The organism is Dinoroseobacter sp. S76 (assembly GCF_049801095.1).
Classification (GTDB): Bacteria; Pseudomonadota; Alphaproteobacteria; order Rhodobacterales; family Rhodobacteraceae; genus Dinoroseobacter.
In genome coordinates, this window is record NZ_JBNAGH010000001.1 from 568725 (window position 1) to 584499 (window position 15775).

Below are 15775 nucleotides of genomic sequence, written 5' to 3' on the forward strand. Positions count from 1 at the left end.
GCCCGATGGCACCGGCCAAACTCCGCCCGGCAGAGCGGAGGAGATCACCCATGCCCCTACAGGCGACCATCATGCTTCTGGCGGGGTTTGGCATCCCCCTTCTCGCGGCCTTGAACGCCCGGCTCGGAGCGCAGATCGGGGCCCCGGCCACTGCCGCTTTCGTACTCTTTCTGGTGGCCGTCTCCGTCGCAGGCACAGCCATGCTGGTGACCGGCGCCAAGGGCGTCAGCGCCCTGCCCGCCCAGCCCAAGCACCTGTTCCTCGGCGGGCTCTTCGTGGCCTTCTACGTGCTCTCCGTGACCTATGTCGCGCCCAGCTTCGGGGTCGGCAACGCCATCTTCTTCGTGCTCCTGGGACAGCTCGCCTCCGCCGCCCTGATCGACCATTTCGGCCTCTTCGGCGCCCGCCAAACCCCCCTCGAACTCACCCGCGCTCTGGGCATTGGCGCCATGATTATCGGCGTTTACCTCACGCAAAAGGCTTGAGTTCAAAGCGCTCGGCGGTCCATATTAAGGTTAAGGCGCATCGCGCTGACTGTAGACTACTCGTTTTCCCCTGTTGTGGAGCCCTCGCATGCGCGCCGTCTTTCTATCACTTATTCTATTGCTCGGGGCCCTCCCCGCCTCCGCATCCGTCCTGTCCGTAAACCTGCAACCGGTCTCGCTCTGCGGCGGGGATGTCGTCGATGACACCTGCGGGAAGATCACGATTGATGAGAACTACCTCAACGAGATCTACCGGCAGATCGATATCGAGATGACCGTACTGGACCCGTTCGCGGTTGTGGGCTTTCCCTTCGTTTCGGACTCCAGTGGAGACATCAATCCGAACCTCGCCTTGGCCACCTTTGGCCTGCAATTCGAACCGCTGATCGTGCCGAATACGATCTATGTCGCGTTTCTCGGCGATCTGACTGGTGACACGGTGGGGCTCGCCTATCTCGACTCCGTGGATTTCCCCTTTGCCATTGTGCAGGATACCTACTCGCTGCAGGTCGGCACGCAGATCACCGCCCATGAGGTCGGTCATGTGATGGGCGGGGAGCATGAGGACGCTAATCTGGCGACGCAGTTGATGTTCCCGCAGCTGAACCTGGCGATCGCCGATCAGCCGGGATACACGCCGACCATCTCGGACGCGAACGCCGCGACCATGCGGAGCAGCGGGCTGCTGACGCGGGTCCAGGTCATCCCGGTGCCGCCCGCCCTGCCCTTGCTGGCCTCCGGTGCTTTGGCACTCTTTGCGCTGCGGCGTCGGCGCACCGCCTGAGCGCATAGCCTCCAATCGAGACGTGCTAACAGCGGCGTTGATCCCATGGATCCGCCGCTGTTTTCATGTCTGACGCTGCACCGCAGAATTGCCGGAGATACCGCCCCGGAAAAAAGCGCGTCCCATCTGAAGAAAATCGAATCACCGGGCTTTTCTTTGAAAACGAGATCCAATTGGCACCGCGCACTATTGCCGGTCACACACCTATTTCATGGCCTCAAATTGATTCCCGTTGAATTCGTTAACAATTCTTAACTGTGATCAAGCGTTAGAACCTCCGCATTGACCGAGGCGCCTGATCGTGCAGGCTGGAGGGGCCCCGGTTGGGCACTTTTATTGGTATCGGAGTACAAAATGATCACCAAAATGACGTTTGCGGCAGCCGCAATGACCCTTGCCTTTGCAGGGGCAGCATCGGCTGCGACACTTACTGTTACGGAAAGTCAGGGCCAAAACCGCGCTTTGGTGGCAGGCTCTGTCGATCTCGATGACGCCGCCGATGCAGGCGGTGGTTTTGACCTGAACGCATTGAATGCCGGAAACGCGTTCACCGGCGGAGATGACGTGCAGATCCATGGACGGATCGTGTCGTCGATCGATCAGTTCACCATCGAGTTCTCGTCGGCCTTCAATCTCGATTTCGACTTTGACGGATATGACCTGGATGCCGGTGGATCCGTGGCTGCGGATCTGTCGGGCCTCGTGGATCATGACGTTGTGCTTGCGGGGGACGACCCGGTGGCCGTTGCCTCTGGCAAGGAAGTCACGATCTCTTTGATGGACTCGATGATGAACACGGTTGCGACCGAGACCTTCTTCACGAATGTCAGCTCGGCCACCCAGTCGGATGCCAACATCTTCAGCAATATCGCGGCAGGGGTTTACACCCTCTCGATCGACGGGACCCAAGGCTCCGCGACGGGTGTTGCGGCGCTCTATGACCTGAAGGTGTCTGCGGTTCCGCTGCCGGCTTCGGTGCTGCTGCTGATGGGCGGTCTTGGCGGTCTCGTGGCCGCGCGGCGCAAGCGCGCCGCCTAAAGCTTCGCATGCTCCCTGGGGCCGAGGGTTTCCCACACAGAGCCTGAGACGCCACGGAGATGTGAGACCCTGCGCGGGCGGATCTGTTCCGCATTTGTGTTCGCCCGCGCAGACACGTGGCCGCGGCCGCGTCAGCCCTCGACGAGACGCCCCTCGTCCAGCCGGAGGATTCGGTCCATCCGGGCGGCGAGCTCCGGGTTATGGGTCGCGATCAGGGCGCTGAGCCCCGTATCCCGCACCTGTCCCATCATTGCATCAAACACCGTATCCGAGGTCGCCGGGTCGAGATTTCCCGTGGGCTCATCCGCCAGAAGCAAATGGGGCTGGTTCGCCAGCGCCCGGCAGAAGGCGACGCGCTGCTGCTCCCCGCCGGAGAGCGCGGCGGGGCGGTGCGCCACCCGGTCAGACAGGCCAACCGAACCGAGCAGCATCGCAGCCCGCGCACGCGCTGCCTTGGCGGCTACGCCATTGGCGAGCTGTGGCAGGACCACGTTTTCCAGCGCCGAGAACTCCGGCAGGAGATGGTGGAACTGATAGATGAAGCCCACCGCCTGGCGCCGCAGCCCTGTGCGCGCGCGGTCCCCGAGCCCGGCAATGGGCTGGCCAGCGAGGGTCATTTCGCCCGCATCCGCCACATCCAGGAGCCCCGCGATATGCAGAAGCGTGGATTTGCCCGAGCCCGAGGGGGCGACCAGGGCCACGACCTCGCCCGGAGCGAGGCTGAGGGACACCCCGCGCAGGACGGCGATCTCTGCTGGCGTGCCAGCGTTATAGGTCTTCTGGATCCCCTCCAGCCGCAGCACCGGTTCACTCATAGCGCAGCGCCTCGACCGGGTTCATCCGCGCGGCGCGGCGAGCCGGGAAAATGGTGACCAGAAAGGACAGGCTCAGGGAGAGCAGGATGGCCGAGAGCACATCGCCCGCCTCCAGCTTCGCCGGGACCTGATAGATGCCCCGGATGCTCGGATCCCAGACACCGCCCCCCCCGATCCAGTTCACGAAGGAAAAGATCTGGTCGATATAGATCGCGAAGAGACAGCCGAGGATCACTCCGCAGATCGTTCCGATCACACCCGTGGCGGCGCCGCAGATGAAGAAGACCCGCAGCACAGCGCCCTCGCTCAGCCCCATGGTGCGCAGGATGCCGATATCGCGGCCCTTGTTCTTCACCAGCATGACGAGGCCACTGATGATGTTCATGGCGGCGATCAGGACGAGGATCGACATGATGATGAACATCACGTTGTCCTCGATCTCCAGCGCGCGCAGGAAGGCCCCCGATGCGTCCTGCCATGTCCAGAGGAGCGTGCCGTCCCCCGCCGCCGCGCGCAGCGGGTCGGCCCAGGCCTGCACCTGTTCTGGCGTGGTGACCATGACCTCGATCTCATCGGCCCCGCCCTCGCGATTGAAGAAGGACTGCGCCTCGGCAAAGGGCATGTAAACCCGGGTGCGGTCGATATCGAACCGCCCGAGCGAGAAGACATAGACCACCTCATAGGCCTTGACCCGGGGGCTGGTTCCGAAGGGCGTCTTGACCCCGTCCGGCGAGATCAGCCGAATGCTGTCTCCCACGCCGACGCCCAGTTCCCGCGCCACGCCGGAGCCGATGGCGATCCCTTCCCCGAACCGCGCGAGATCGCCCCGGCCCGTGCCATCGACGGCGATGCCCGGCAAGGAGCGGAAATCCGGTTCCGACAGGCCATAGACCTCCACCCCGGAGGTGCGGGCATTGAAGGTGGTGATCACCTGCCCGCGGATCAGCGGGGCGACGCGCGTGACCCCGTCGATCTCGGCGATGGCGGTGGCCTGCGCCGCGTAGTCGGGCATCAGACGGCTGGAGCTGCCGGTCTCGGCGTCAAACACCGTGCCATAGACGGTGATATGGGCATTGGCCCCGAGGATCGTGTCCACGAAATCCGCCCGGAACCCGCTGCGCACGGCCAAGGTGGCGATCAGGGCGAAGACCGCGAGGGTGATCCCGACGAGGCTGATCCAGGTCATGACACTGACCCCGCCTTCGGCGCGCCGGGCCCGCAGGTAACGCCAGGCGATCATCCATTCATATCGGGCAAAGGGCGGGGGCGAACTGGCCAAGGCAGGCTCCTGTCTGGATAGCTTGGTCTTATCGCGCCCCGCGCCAAGGTCAATCGCCAAGCGCGCCGTGCGGGTCCGGAGCCGCAGAGGCCGGGCGTCCCGGATTGCGCGCTCAGAGCGCCCGGAAGCCGCGATGCAGGCATCGCGGCGGACGCGCTCCGTGGCGTGCCAGACGCTTGGTGAGGGCCTGCGGTCTCCGCCTCGCGGGTCCCGCGCGGGCGCATGCGCCCGCGCCCCCTTACTCAGTCCCGAAACCGAGCATCAGTCTTCGTCCAGCACGCCCCAGATCACCGCACCGATCACGGCCCCGACGAGCGGCGCCACCCAGAAGAGCCAGAGCTGACTCAGCGCCCCGGTCTCGGCGAAGAGCGCCATGGCCGTAGACCGCGCCGGATTGACGGAAGTGTTCGTCACCGGGATCGAAATCAGGTGGATCAGGGTCAGGCAAAGTCCGATCGCAATCGGCGCGAAGCCCTCGGGCACCAGATGCGAGGTCGCCCCGAGGATCACGAAGATAAAGACCGCCGTCAGCACGATCTCCGCCACAAGCGCGGCCACCATGCTGTAGCCACCGGGCGACAGCTCTCCGAACCCGTTCGACGCAAAGCCGCCCGTGCCCGCAAAGTCCGGCTGCCCCGAGACGATCACAAAGAGCGTGGCCGCCGCCGCCGCCCCGCCAATCACCTGCGCCACCCAATAGGGCGCGATATCCTTGAACTCGAAGCGGCCCGCCACGGCGAGACCCAGGGTCACCGCCGGGTTGAAATGCCCGCCAGAAATGCCGCCCACCGCATAGGCCATGGTCAGGACCGTCAGACCGAAGGCCAGGCTGACCCCCATCCAACCGATCCCCACATCCGCGACCCCTGCGGCCAGCAACGCGCTCCCGCAGCCGCCGAAGACAAGCCAATACGTGCCGATAAATTCGGCCAACCATCGTTTGAACATGCGAACCCCCTCGCTCTGAACTCCCGCCTCACAGGCGTGTGAGCAGCCTAGACGAGTCCATCGCAGCTCGGGAAGGGGCTATGTCACAGGACATAGCCGGTCGGGTCAGATCACGACGCCGCCAGCCAGTCCATCACCCGCGCAGCATCCGCATCCGGGGGAAAAACCGGATAAAAAACCTGCGCGATCACCCCATCGCGGAGGATCAGCGTCATCCGCTTGTGATGACGCCCGGCGCTCGTGTCGAACATGGGCAGGGACAGCGCGGTCGCCAGCGCCTGATCCTGATCAGACAGCAACGCAAAAGGCAGATGTAGACGCTCCGCCGCCGCGCTCTGATCGTCGGGGCTCTGGGTCGAGAGGCCAAAGACATAATCCGTCCCAGCCGCGCGCAACTCGGCAAACCGATCGCGATAGGCGCAGCTCTGCGGGGTGCATCCCCGGGCGCCCGGGATCTCGTTCCACCCCTCGGGGAGTGCCAAGCCGGGCGTGCCGGTCATCGGATAGATATAGAGCACTGTGACGCCGGAAAGCGCCGACAGCATCACATCCTGCCCATCGGTGGCCTTCAGGGCCAGCGCAGGCACGCGCATTCCGATCAGATGGGCCGCAGCCCCGTCATCCTCGGGCGTGGGCAGCTCCGACCAGTCGATCTCGAACCCATGTCCTGCCATGGCGGCCTCCCTCAGAGTCCAGCGTAGCGTGCCACGACCTTGGCGACGGCCGCTTCGGGCGAGAGCTCCTCGCTCTCCCCGGTTTTGCGGCTGGTCAGCTCGACCACCCCGTTCTTCAGGCCCCGCGGCCCCACGGTGATCCGCCAGGGCAGACCGATCAGGTCCATGGTGGCGAATTTGCCGCCCGCCCGCTCCTTGCGGTCATCATAGAGCGGCTCGAGTCCCGCAGCGGTCAGCGCCGCATAGAGCCCATCACAGGCTGCATCCGCTGCATCGTCGCCCTGCTTGAGATTGACGATCCCGCAATGGAAGGGCGTCACGCCCTCGGGCCAGATGATGCCCTTGTCGTCATGGCTCGCCTCGATGATCGCGCCCAAGAGGCGGCTCACCCCGATCCCGTGGCTGCCCATGTGGACCGGCACCTGGTTTTGCTCCGCATCAATCACGGTCGCGCCCATGGCCTCGGAATACTTGGTGCCGAAATAGAAGATCTGGCCAACCTCGATCCCGCGCGCGGAACGACGCCGTGCCACGGGTACTTCGGCAAAGACCGCCTCGTCATGGGTCTCGTCCGTGCGGGCATAGCGGGAGGTGAATTCCTCCAGCACCGATTGGCACTGGCCCACATCGTCATAGTCGATCTCGCGCTCGCCGAATTTCAGATCGGTGATCTCGCTGTCATAGAAGACCTCGCTCTCGCCGGTCTCGGCCAACACGAGGAACTCGTGGGTGTAGTCGCCGCCAATCGGACCGCCATCGGCCCGCATGGGGATCGCCTGCAAGCCCATCCGCTCATAGCTGCGCAGATAGCTGACCAGATGGCGATTGTAAGCGTGCAGCGCGTCTTCCTTGGTCAGGTCGAAATTGTAGCCGTCCTTCATCAGGAACTCGCGCCCGCGCATCACGCCGAAGCGGGGCCGCACCTCGTCGCGGAACTTCCACTGGATGTGGTAGAGCGTGAGGGGCAGGTCCTTGTAGCTGCCCACATTCGACCGGAAGATATCCGTGATCAGCTCTTCATTGGTGGGACCATAGAGCATGTCTCGGCCATGGCGGTCGGTGATGCGCAGCATCTCCTGCCCGTAGTCGTCATAGCGTCCGCTCTCCCGCCAGAGATCTGCGGATTGCAGGGTCGGCATGAGCATGGGGATATGGCCCGCGCGCTGCTGCTCCTCATGGACGATCTGCTCGATCCGGCGCAGCACCTTGAAGCCCAGCGGCAGCCAGGAATAGATGCCCGCGCTGGCCTGCTTGATCATGCCTGCCCGCAGCATCAGCCGGTGACTGACGATCTGCGCCTCGGCAGGGGTTTCCTTCAAAACGGGCAGGAAGTAACGGGACAGGCGCATTGGGGCGAGCCTCTGGCAATAGGGAACTGTTCCGCTCGGTCTAGGCCATCCCCGGTAGCGCTTCAAGGCGGAGCAGGTTTTCGCACAAGAGCGCGGGTGAGCACATGCCAAGGCTGGATCTCTGGGGGCGCGCCCAGGGCCCTTGGACTGCACGGGCGGGCTTAGGACAGTAGGACGGCAGGCCGACCGCCCAGCGCCAAGGCGATTTGCCACGCAGCACACGCATTCTGCGGCCTCGGACCCTTGCCAGCCGGGCGGGATTTGGCCATGAAGTCTGGGAACCCTTTCCCGTAAGCGCCCCAGTCCGGAGGCCTCCATGGCTCTGTCACCCCGCCAACAAGTGATCTATTGGAGCCTTGCCGCTGCGGTGTTCCTGGGCCTGCTCTGGCTGCTCGGTAACGTGATCCTGCCCTTTGTCGTGGGCGGGGCGATCGCCTATTTCCTCGACCCGGTGGCCGACCGCCTCGAGGAGATGGGGCTGAGCCGCGCGATCTCCACCGCGATCATCGCGCTTGTGGCCGTGGTGGTCTTTGTCATTGCCGCCCTTCTGGTGATCCCGACGCTGATCTCCCAGACCATTGCCCTGGGCGAGGCGATCCCCGAGATCCTGTCGCAATTGCAGGCCTTTCTCTCCGACCGCTTCCCCTCCATGAACGACCCCGACTCCACCGTGCGCCAGTCGCTGGCCACTTTGGGCGAGATCATCAAATCCCGCTCTGGTGAGCTGGTGGAGAAGGTCTTTGCCTCGGCCCTCGGGGTGATCAATGCGGTGATCTTCATCGTGGTCTGCCCGGTGGTGGCCTTCTATCTGCTGCTTGACTGGGACCATATGGTGGAGCGCATAGACAGCCTGCTGCCGCGGGACCACCAGGCGACCATCCGCGAGCTGGCAAGCCAGGTCGATGCCGTGATGGCCGGCTTCGTACGCGGTCAGCTGACCGTCTGCCTGATCCTAGGGACCTTTTACTCGGTGGCGCTTATGCTGGTCGGGCTGCAATTCGGCCTCGTGGTGGGCGCGGTCGCGGGCCTTCTGACCTTCATTCCCTATGTGGGCTCTCTGGTCGGCGGCGCGCTCTCCATCGGGCTGGCGATCTTCCAGTTCTGGGGCGATCCGGGCTGGATCGTCGCCGTGGGCCTGATCTTCATCATGGGGCAGATGATCGAAGGGAACTACCTGACGCCCAAGCTCGTCGGCGGCTCCGTCGGGCTGCACCCGGTCTGGCTGCTCTTTGCCCTGTCGGCTTTCGGCACCGCCTTTGGCTTTGTCGGGATGCTGGTCGCCGTGCCGGTCTCGGCCATGATCGGCGTGCTCGTCCGGTTCGGAATCGGGCAGTATCAGGGCGGTCTGCTCTATCGCGGATTGGTCGGCACCAGGCCAAAGGATGACGATGCCGCATGAGTGCGCCCCAGCAACTCACCTTTCCGCTGCCGCAGATGCCCGCGCTGGGGCGTGCGGATTTCATTGAGGCGCCCTGCAATGCCGACGCGCTGGCCCGCATTGACGCTTGGCCCGACTGGCCCGTCCCGCGGCTGGTGATCAGCGGCCCCGAAGCGTCCGGGAAATCCCATCTGGCGCAGATCTGGGCCGCGCGCAGCCGGGGCGCGATCCTGCCTGCGCGGGAGCTGACCCTCGCCCGGCTCGACGATCTGCCCGCCCATGTGGCGGTTGAGGATGCGGACAAGATGTTCGGCGCGGGCGAGGCGCAGGAGGCGCTGTTTCATCTGCACAACCGGATCCAGGCCGAAGGCGGCGGCCTGCTGGTGACGGGCGAGACGCCTCCTGCGCGCTGGTCCATCGCCCTGCCCGATCTGGCAAGCCGGTTGCAGGCCATGCCACTCGCGCAGCTTGCGCCGCCCGATGACTTGCTGCTGGGCCGGGTCCTCGCCAAGCTCTTCGAGGACCGCCAGATCCTGCCGCCCCCGCCGCTCATCCCGTTCCTCTTGCGTCGGATGGAGCGATCCTTCCGGGCCGCCCGCGTGCTGGTGGCCGAGCTCGACCACCGCGCCCTGAGCGAGGGACGCGCCATCAATACGACGCTGGCCGGGGAGATTCTCGGCTCGCTCGACCCGATCGACAGCTAGGGTCATCTTTCCGTTACACGCCAAGGCGACACCGTTCCCATGACCTACGCGAATTTCCTGACCGACCCCTTCCCGCCCGCGATCGAGCTGCCGGAGGACGAGCGCACTGGCCCGGGCCGCTTCTTCAACCGTGAACTGAGCTGGCTGGCCTTCAACTTCCGCGTTCTGGAGGAGGCGGCGAACCCGCGCGTGCCCCTGTTGGAGCGGGTACGGTTCCTGTCGATCTCAGCCACCAATCTGGACGAGTTCTACTCGGTCCGCGTCGCGGGCCTGCGCGAGCTCGCGCGGGAGGGCAACACGACCCCCGCCGCCGATGGCCGCTCCCCCGAGGAGCAGCTGGTGCTGATCAATGCCGATGCGCGCAAGCTGATGGAGCGACAGCAGAGCACGCTCGAAGGGCTGCTGGCCGAACTGGCCGAAGAAAAGATCGCCGTGCTGAACCGGGATCAGCTCACCAAGGATGATCTGGCACGGATCGACGCGGTCTTCATGTCCAACGTCTTCCCGGTCCTGTCGCCCCTTGCGATTGACCCGGCGCACCCGTTTCCCTTCATCCCGAATGAGGGCTTCTCGCTTGCGCTGCAGCTGGAGCGGACCCGGGACAAGCGGGAGCTCAAGGCCCTCCTGCCGATCCCGACCCAGATCGACCGCTTCCTCGCCCTGCCGGATGTGGACGGCACGCGACGCTTCCTGCCGCTCGAGGACCTGCTCCTGCAAAAGATCCCCGACCTCTTCCCCGGCTACCGGATCAAGGGGCATTGCGCCTTCCGTGTCCTGCGCGACAGCGATCTGGAGGTTGAGGACGAGGCCGAAGACCTCGTGCGCGAGTTCGAGGTCGCCCTGAAACGCCGCCGCCGGGGCGAAGTTGTCCGGCTGAAGCTGTCGGCCAATGCGCCAAAGGCCCTCCGCGCGGTGATCGTCGAGGAGCTGCGCGTCAGCGATGCGGAGATCATCGAGATCGACGGGCTGATCGGCCTGTCGGACCTCAAGGAACTGGTGCTCGACAGCCGTCGCGACCTGCAATGGCCCTCCTTCACCCCGCGCGTGCCCGAACGGGTGCAGGATTTCGACGGCGACATGTTCGCCGCGATCCAGCAGAAGGACATGCTGCTGCACCATCCTTACGAGACCTTCGACATGGTGATCCGCTTTCTCGCCCAAGCGGCGCGGGATCCCAATGTGGTCGCGATCAAGCAGACGCTCTACCGGACCTCCAACGAGAGCCCGATCGTCGACGCGCTCTGCGAAGCGGCGGAGAACGGCAAGTCTGTGACCGCGCTGGTCGAGCTCAAGGCCCGCTTCGACGAGGCCGCCAACATCCGCCAGTCGCGCAAGCTGGAGCGCTCCGGCGCCCATGTGGTCTACGGGTTCATCAACTACAAGACCCACGCCAAGATCAGCAGCGTCGTGCGCCGCGAGGGCGACAAGCTGGTGACCTATACCCATTACGGCACCGGGAATTACCACCCGATCACCGCGCGGATCTACACCGATCTCAGCCTCTTTACCTGCGACGCGGCACTGGGGCGCGATGCCACCAAGGTCTTCAACTATATCGGCGGTTATGCGGAGCCCGCGACGCTGGAGAATCTCGCGATCTCGCCGATCACCATGAAGAGCAGCCTGATCGAGATGATCGACAATGAGGCCAAGCATGCGGAGGCCGGTCGCCCTGCCGAGATCTGGGCCAAGATGAACTCGGTGATCGAACCGGATGTGATCGACGCGCTCTATGATGCCTCCAATCGCGGGGTGAAGATCAACCTCGTGATCCGCGGGATCTGCGGTGTGCGGCCGGGGATCCAGGGGCTGTCTGAGAACATCCGGGTGAAATCCGTGGTGGGTCGATTCCTCGAACACTCTCGGATCGTCTGTTTCGGGAATGGCCACGGGCTGCCCGCCAAGAAAAGCCGGGTCTTCATGTCCTCGGCGGATTGGATGGGGCGGAACCTGAACCGCCGGGTCGAAACCCTCGTGGAGATCAAGAACGCCACGGTGAAGGCCCAGATCGTCAGCCAGATCATGGCCGCCAACCTCGCCGACACGGCCCAAAGCTGGGTGCTTTGCCCCGATGGCTCTTTCCAGCGCGAGACCGAACGGGCGGATGGACCGATGTTCAATTGCCACCGTTTCTTCATGGAAAACCCCTCGCTTTCCGGGCGCGGATCGGCGGGCGCATCCGACGTGCCCGAATTGACCCACTCCCGGGACTAAACGCCGGATATTTGTGCGAAAAAGGAATTGACGCTGCCGGGTCTGTTTGCCTAGGGTCAGCGAGCGACCGTGGGGGTAGCGAACGGGGCACCGGTGCAAGACGAAGATTGGGGTCCGTTCGGCCGTCCGCTTTTTCAAGATCCAACCGCGCAGGCTTTGGGCCGCGTGGGGGTGATTGATGTGGGATCCAACTCGGTCAGGATGGTGGTATTTGATGGGGCGGCGCGCTCGCCGGCCTATTTTTACAACGAAAAGGTGATGGCGGGCCTCGGGGCCGGCTTGAGCCAGACCGGGCGGCTCAACCCAGAGGGCCGCATCCGGGCCATGGATGCGATGAAGCGCTTTGTGCTGCTTGCCAAATCCATGAACGTGACCCCGCTGGTGGCTGTCGCAACAGCTGCAATGCGGGAGGCGGAGGACGGTCCTGCGTTTCGGGAGGAGTTGACGCAGGAGACCGGCCTCCGCCTCTGGGTTATCGATGGCACCGAAGAGGCGCGGCTCAGCGCGCAGGGCGTCTTGCTGGGCTGGCCCGGGGCGACCGGGCTCATGTGCGATATCGGGGGCTCGTCCCTGGAGCTCGCAGAGGTCGCCGGGGGCCGGGTCGGACGGCGTGAAACCTCGGCCCTTGGACCGCTGAAGCTGCGCGATGTGCCCGGCGGCAAAAAGGGTCTCAAGGCCCATATCAAATCCGAGCTCAGCACCCTGCGCGGCAAGATCGACGGCAGCTATGACCGGCTCTTCCTCGTGGGCGGCTCCTGGCGGGCGATTGCCCGGCTCGACATGGTACGGCGGAACTATCCGCTGGCCGTGCTCCATGAATACCGCATGAGCCCGCGCTCCGTCTCCGACACGCTCACTTGGATGAAATCCCACAGCCTGCAGGACCTGCGCGCCATGTCCGGGATTGGCGAGGCCCGGATCACGCTCCTGCCCGAGGCGGCGCAGGTGCTCAGCCCGCTGATCCGCACCTTCCGGCCCAAAGAGATCGCAATCTCCGCCTATGGGATCCGCGAGGGGCTGCTCTATGAGCAGATGCCGCAAAAGCTGCGCGACCGCGATCCGCTGATCGAAGCCTGCCGCTATGCGGAGGCGCAATCGGCGCGGATCCCCGGCTTTGGTCGTGCGCTCTATGAGTTTCTCAAGCCGCTTTTTTCGACAGAACGGGAGAAGACCCGGCGGCTGATCAAGGCGGCCTGCCTGCTCCACGATATCAGCTGGCGCGCCCATCCCGATTACCGGGCCGAGGTCTGTTTCGACACGGCGACCCGGGCCAATCTGGGCGGTCTCGACCATGCGGAGCGGATCTTCCTCGGGCTCGCGCTTCTGCACCGCTACAAGAACAGCCGCGCGGGCACCCGGTTCGAGGCGTTCTACGAGCTCTTGCCCGAGAAGCAGCAGAAGAAGGCCGAGGTGCTGGGCAAAGCCATGCGTTTTGGCGCCATGCTCGCCGCGCAGGATGCCAGTAAGATGGGACGGCTCAAGCTCTATCCGAAAAAGAAGATCCTCGAGCTGCGCATGCCCGTCGAAACTCGTGACCTGTTTGGCGAAGTGGCCGAGGCGCGGTTCAAGTCCCTCGCCACCGCGCTTGATGCAGAGCCCCGCGTGCTGATCTGATCAAAGCTCGACCGGCGCGTCCATCTCGCTCTTGCCTTCGGGGCGCGGCGCGGGCGGGGTCGCTTCGGGGTCGGGTTTGCGCCGGATGAGAATATCCCCATTGGGCAGGATCTCGGGCGCCTCATAGCGGCTCAACCCGTCAAGCTGCGCGCCCAGATCCCGCAAGAGCGGCGCGAGCTCGGTTTCGAGGGATTCGAAGAACTCCCGCGCGCCATCGGCAAAGAGATCCAGGCTCTCATCCAGGTCACGGGGTTGCGCCTCTTGCGCGTGCAGGCTCAACGGAGCGGCGCAGAGCGCCAGAAGGAGGGCAGTGGTCCGGATCATCTCACATCTCCCAGTGTTTGGACCTAGTATAGAGGCCGCAGCCCGGTCAGGACAGGTCCACGTCATAGACCACCGGGAAATGGTCAGATGCCGCCAAGAGCGCCTGTTGCAGATCCCGGTCGCGGAAGCAGGCCGGATCGTCGAACGGGTGCAGGATGCGCCAGCGGCCTTCGCGGGCGCGCAGGTCTTCGGAGACCATGATGTAGTCCAGCAGCGCCGCGAGGTAACGGTTGGTGTCCTTGCGAAAGAACCGTGCGGTGCTCGGCATGGTGCCCAGACGACGCTCCAGCGCTTCGGCGGCATGGGGATCGTAGAGCGGCGCCTCGCCCCCCTCCCCCAGCACGATCTCTACCCCGGAGCGGCCAAAGAGCCGCTCATAGACATCGAGCCCCGGACCGTCGTTGAAATCACCCAGCACAATGAGCGGCGTGCCCTCGGCCAGATGCGCCGTGACCCGGTGCCGGAGCCAGATGCACTGGGCCAGCTGCTTGCGACGATTGGCGATGGCGATGCGGGTGGCATCCTCGGGCGAACGCGCGCCATGGGGGGCCTTCGACTTGGCATGCACGCCGATCATCCGAAGCGGCGCGCCCGGTGCAGGTGTGACCGTCAGCTCGAGCGGAGGCTTGGACCAGCGCACCGGATCCGGAAGCGCATCCACATCCAGATCGAGCGCAAACTCCGTATCAAAGCGCGGGGCGCCCAGATCCGAGGGGCTATGCTCTGCCGACAGTTTGGCAGGGTCATAAAGAAGCGCGATCTCCTGCTGGGTGTCGCTTGCAAAGCCACGCAGCGCCCGGGTTGTGCGCAACCCGTGATGGGCTGCGAACCCTTCGAGCGCGGCGCGGGTCGAGCGGTGCGAGCCCTGATCCGGGGCCTCGATCACCATGACCGCATCGGCATCCATGGCGCGAAAGACGGTGCCAAGTGCCGCGACCTGCGCCGCACGGGTCACGTTGCGGCGGCGCGACCAGCCCTCATCGGCCAGAAGGCGGTTCTCGTCATCGAAAAGGGCCGTAAACCACTCCACATTGTAGGTGGCGATCCGCATGGCGGCTCAGGCGGATTTGGCGTGATGGATCTCTTCCCACGCCCGGTTGATCGCGATCAGACGCCGTTCCGCGAGCTTGATCGCCTCTTCGGGCACACCGCGCGCCATCATCCGATCGGGATGGGTCTCGCGCACAAGCCCGCGCCAGGCCTTGCGGGCCTCCTCCAGCGAGGCGGAGGGGTCCACGCCCAGAATGTCATAGGGATCAGGCTCGGCATCGGGCACATGTTGCGCGCGCAGACGCCGGAAGCAGGTATCGCTCAACCCGAAGATATCGCCCACGGATTCCAGGAACGCGTTTTCCGCCGGGTGATAGGTGCCATCGGCCATGGCGATGTGAAAGAGCCCCTCCATCAGGTCCGTGAGCGTCTCCTCATCCCCGGTGAACATCTCGGCGATCCGCTGGGCATAGATCTCGTAGCCGGTGACGTCCTGACGCGCGAGGTTGAAGACCTTGGCCGCATGGGGCTCGTCCGCCGGGGCGATGGTAAAGACCTCGCGAAAGGCGGTGACCTCGTCGCGGGTCACCAACCCATCCGCCTTGGCCATCTTGGCGCTCAGCGCGATCACCGCGATGGTGAAGGCCACGGTCCGCTCCGGCGGCGAGCGCAAGGTTTCGAACACCTTGGACAGGCTCTCGCCCGAACGGAAGGCGGCAACAGCATCGGCAATACGGGACCAAATCGACATGGTGCGAATCCTAGTGGTTCCGCGGCACCCTGTCAGCCTATGGGACGCCGCATATGCAAAAAGGCGCGCCCGCTGGACACGCGGTACCGGTCAGAGGCGCTTGTAGAGCAGGACCAGATCCATCCAGCGTCCGAACTTGAACCCCACCTCCGGCAGGGTGGCAAGCTCGGTGAAGCCCATATGGCGGTGAAACCGGACCCCTTCGGGGTTCTCGCCGCTCACCCCGGCCCAGAGCGTGTGGACATCGCGCCCGCGCGCATGGTCCTCCAGGGCAGCCATGAGCCCCCGACCCAGACCGAGCCCCTGCGCCCGCGTGTCGAGCATGATCGAATGCTCCATGGTGTTGGCGTAACCGAGCCCGGCGCGGAACTGGCCATAGGAGGCAAAGCCCATCACTTCGCCCCCGGCGATGGCCTCCGCATCTGCCG

At 64.8% G+C, this 15775-nt stretch carries 15 protein-coding genes and 1 pseudogene; 7 read left to right on the forward strand and 9 right to left on the reverse strand.

Translation table 11 applies throughout. From position 1 onward, the window contains the following. Nucleotides 1-50 precede the first annotated feature (50 nt). The 3 genes from ACP153_RS02740 to ACP153_RS02750 all read left to right on the forward strand — a co-directional run bounded on the left by ACP153_RS02740 (nucleotide 51) and on the right by ACP153_RS02750 (nucleotide 2307). Complete coding sequence (locus tag ACP153_RS02740; protein WP_424969438.1) at nucleotides 51-485, forward strand: DMT family transporter; 435 nt, start codon at nucleotides 51-53, stop codon at nucleotides 483-485. An 88-nt stretch (nucleotides 486-573) separates the two neighbouring features. Beyond that, a complete protein-coding gene (locus ACP153_RS02745; RefSeq protein ID WP_424969439.1) occupies nucleotides 574-1269 on the forward strand; it encodes a hypothetical protein in 696 nt (231 codons plus the stop codon). Between the two features lie 354 nt (nucleotides 1270-1623). Continuing rightward, entirely contained in the window at nucleotides 1624-2307 is a 684-nt protein-coding gene (locus tag ACP153_RS02750) for a VPLPA-CTERM sorting domain-containing protein (RefSeq protein WP_424969440.1), read from the forward strand. A 131-nt stretch (nucleotides 2308-2438) separates the two neighbouring features. On the opposite strand, the gene ACP153_RS02755 is transcribed toward ACP153_RS02750, so the two are convergent. The 5 genes from ACP153_RS02755 to proS form a co-directional block, all read right to left on the reverse strand. After that, complete coding sequence (locus tag ACP153_RS02755) at nucleotides 2439-3122, reverse strand: ABC transporter ATP-binding protein (protein ID WP_424969441.1); 684 nt, start codon at nucleotides 3120-3122, stop codon at nucleotides 2439-2441. Beyond that, nucleotides 3115-4401, reverse strand: coding sequence for a lipoprotein-releasing ABC transporter permease subunit (locus ACP153_RS02760; protein ID WP_424969442.1), 1287 nt, complete (start codon nucleotides 4399-4401; stop codon nucleotides 3115-3117). Before ACP153_RS02760 ends, ACP153_RS02755 begins: the two co-directional genes overlap by 8 nt. 261 nt (nucleotides 4402-4662) lie before the next feature. Beyond that, on the reverse strand, nucleotides 4663-5349 hold the full coding sequence (aqpZ, locus tag ACP153_RS02765; protein WP_424969443.1) for an aquaporin Z: 687 nt from the start codon (nucleotides 5347-5349) through the stop codon (nucleotides 4663-4665). 110 nt (nucleotides 5350-5459) lie between these two features. After that, nucleotides 5460-6023, reverse strand: coding sequence for a peroxiredoxin (locus ACP153_RS02770; RefSeq protein WP_424969444.1), 564 nt, complete (start codon nucleotides 6021-6023; stop codon nucleotides 5460-5462). An 11-nt stretch (nucleotides 6024-6034) separates the two neighbouring features. Continuing rightward, on the reverse strand, nucleotides 6035-7372 hold the full coding sequence (proS, locus tag ACP153_RS02775) for a proline--tRNA ligase (RefSeq protein WP_424969445.1): 1338 nt from the start codon (nucleotides 7370-7372) through the stop codon (nucleotides 6035-6037). Between the two features lie 316 nt (nucleotides 7373-7688). On the opposite strand from proS, the gene ACP153_RS02780 reads away from it, so the two are divergent. The 4 genes from ACP153_RS02780 to ACP153_RS02795 all read left to right on the forward strand — a co-directional run bounded on the left by ACP153_RS02780 (nucleotide 7689) and on the right by ACP153_RS02795 (nucleotide 13282). Then, nucleotides 7689-8771: an AI-2E family transporter gene (locus ACP153_RS02780; RefSeq protein ID WP_424969446.1), complete on the forward strand. Its 1083-nt coding sequence runs from the start codon at nucleotides 7689-7691 to the stop codon at nucleotides 8769-8771. Continuing rightward, entirely contained in the window at nucleotides 8768-9454 is a 687-nt protein-coding gene (locus ACP153_RS02785; RefSeq protein WP_424969447.1) for a chromosomal replication initiator DnaA, read from the forward strand. Before ACP153_RS02780 ends, ACP153_RS02785 begins: the two co-directional genes overlap by 4 nt. 39 nt (nucleotides 9455-9493) lie before the next feature. Beyond that, the gene (locus ACP153_RS02790; RefSeq protein WP_424969448.1) at nucleotides 9494-11668 is read left to right on the forward strand and encodes an RNA degradosome polyphosphate kinase; all 2175 of its coding nucleotides are present in this window, start codon (nucleotides 9494-9496) and stop codon (nucleotides 11666-11668) included. A gap of 93 nt (nucleotides 11669-11761) precedes the next feature. Continuing rightward, nucleotides 11762-13282 carry a Ppx/GppA family phosphatase gene (locus tag ACP153_RS02795; protein WP_424969449.1) on the forward strand — a complete coding sequence of 507 codons (1521 nt, stop codon included), beginning with the start codon at nucleotides 11762-11764 and terminating at the stop codon, nucleotides 13280-13282. Here the strand turns inward: ACP153_RS02795 and ACP153_RS02800 are convergent, their stop codons facing one another. The 4 genes and pseudogenes from ACP153_RS02800 to ACP153_RS02815 all read right to left on the reverse strand — a co-directional run. Then, the gene (locus ACP153_RS02800; protein WP_424969450.1) at nucleotides 13283-13606 is read right to left on the reverse strand and encodes a hypothetical protein; all 324 of its coding nucleotides are present in this window, start codon (nucleotides 13604-13606) and stop codon (nucleotides 13283-13285) included. Between the two features lie 46 nt (nucleotides 13607-13652). Next, nucleotides 13653-14657: an endonuclease/exonuclease/phosphatase family protein gene (locus tag ACP153_RS02805; protein ID WP_424969451.1), complete on the reverse strand. Its 1005-nt coding sequence runs from the start codon at nucleotides 14655-14657 to the stop codon at nucleotides 13653-13655. A 6-nt stretch (nucleotides 14658-14663) separates the two neighbouring features. Continuing rightward, complete coding sequence (locus ACP153_RS02810) at nucleotides 14664-15347, reverse strand: TerB family tellurite resistance protein (RefSeq protein ID WP_424969452.1); 684 nt, start codon at nucleotides 15345-15347, stop codon at nucleotides 14664-14666. A 90-nt stretch (nucleotides 15348-15437) separates the two neighbouring features. After that, nucleotides 15438-15743 (reverse strand): annotated as a pseudogene (locus ACP153_RS02815) (N-acetyltransferase family protein); the annotation flags it as partial. Nucleotides 15744-15775 lie beyond the last annotated feature (32 nt).

Bases quoted from the DNA above. Each gene is read 5' to 3' on its own strand.
- ACP153_RS02740 (WP_424969438.1), top strand. From the start codon at position 51: ATGCCCCTACAGGCGACCATCATGCTTCTGGCGGGGTTTGGCATCCCC.
- ACP153_RS02745 (WP_424969439.1), top strand. From the start codon at position 574: ATGCGCGCCGTCTTTCTATCACTTATTCTATTGCTCGGGGCCCTCCCC.
- ACP153_RS02750 (WP_424969440.1), top strand. From the start codon at position 1,624: ATGATCACCAAAATGACGTTTGCGGCAGCCGCAATGACCCTTGCCTTT.
- ACP153_RS02755 (WP_424969441.1), bottom strand. From the start codon at position 3,122: ATGAGTGAACCGGTGCTGCGGCTGGAGGGGATCCAGAAGACCTATAAC.
- aqpZ (WP_424969443.1), bottom strand. From the start codon at position 5,349: ATGTTCAAACGATGGTTGGCCGAATTTATCGGCACGTATTGGCTTGTC.
- ACP153_RS02770 (WP_424969444.1), bottom strand. From the start codon at position 6,023: ATGGCAGGACATGGGTTCGAGATCGACTGGTCGGAGCTGCCCACGCCC.
- proS (WP_424969445.1), bottom strand. From the start codon at position 7,372: ATGCGCCTGTCCCGTTACTTCCTGCCCGTTTTGAAGGAAACCCCTGCC.
- ACP153_RS02780 (WP_424969446.1), top strand. From the start codon at position 7,689: ATGGCTCTGTCACCCCGCCAACAAGTGATCTATTGGAGCCTTGCCGCT.
- ACP153_RS02785 (WP_424969447.1), top strand. From the start codon at position 8,768: ATGAGTGCGCCCCAGCAACTCACCTTTCCGCTGCCGCAGATGCCCGCG.
- ACP153_RS02790 (WP_424969448.1), top strand. From the start codon at position 9,494: ATGACCTACGCGAATTTCCTGACCGACCCCTTCCCGCCCGCGATCGAG.
- ACP153_RS02800 (WP_424969450.1), bottom strand. From the start codon at position 13,606: ATGATCCGGACCACTGCCCTCCTTCTGGCGCTCTGCGCCGCTCCGTTG.
- ACP153_RS02805 (WP_424969451.1), bottom strand. From the start codon at position 14,657: ATGCGGATCGCCACCTACAATGTGGAGTGGTTTACGGCCCTTTTCGAT.
- ACP153_RS02810 (WP_424969452.1), bottom strand. From the start codon at position 15,347: ATGTCGATTTGGTCCCGTATTGCCGATGCTGTTGCCGCCTTCCGTTCG.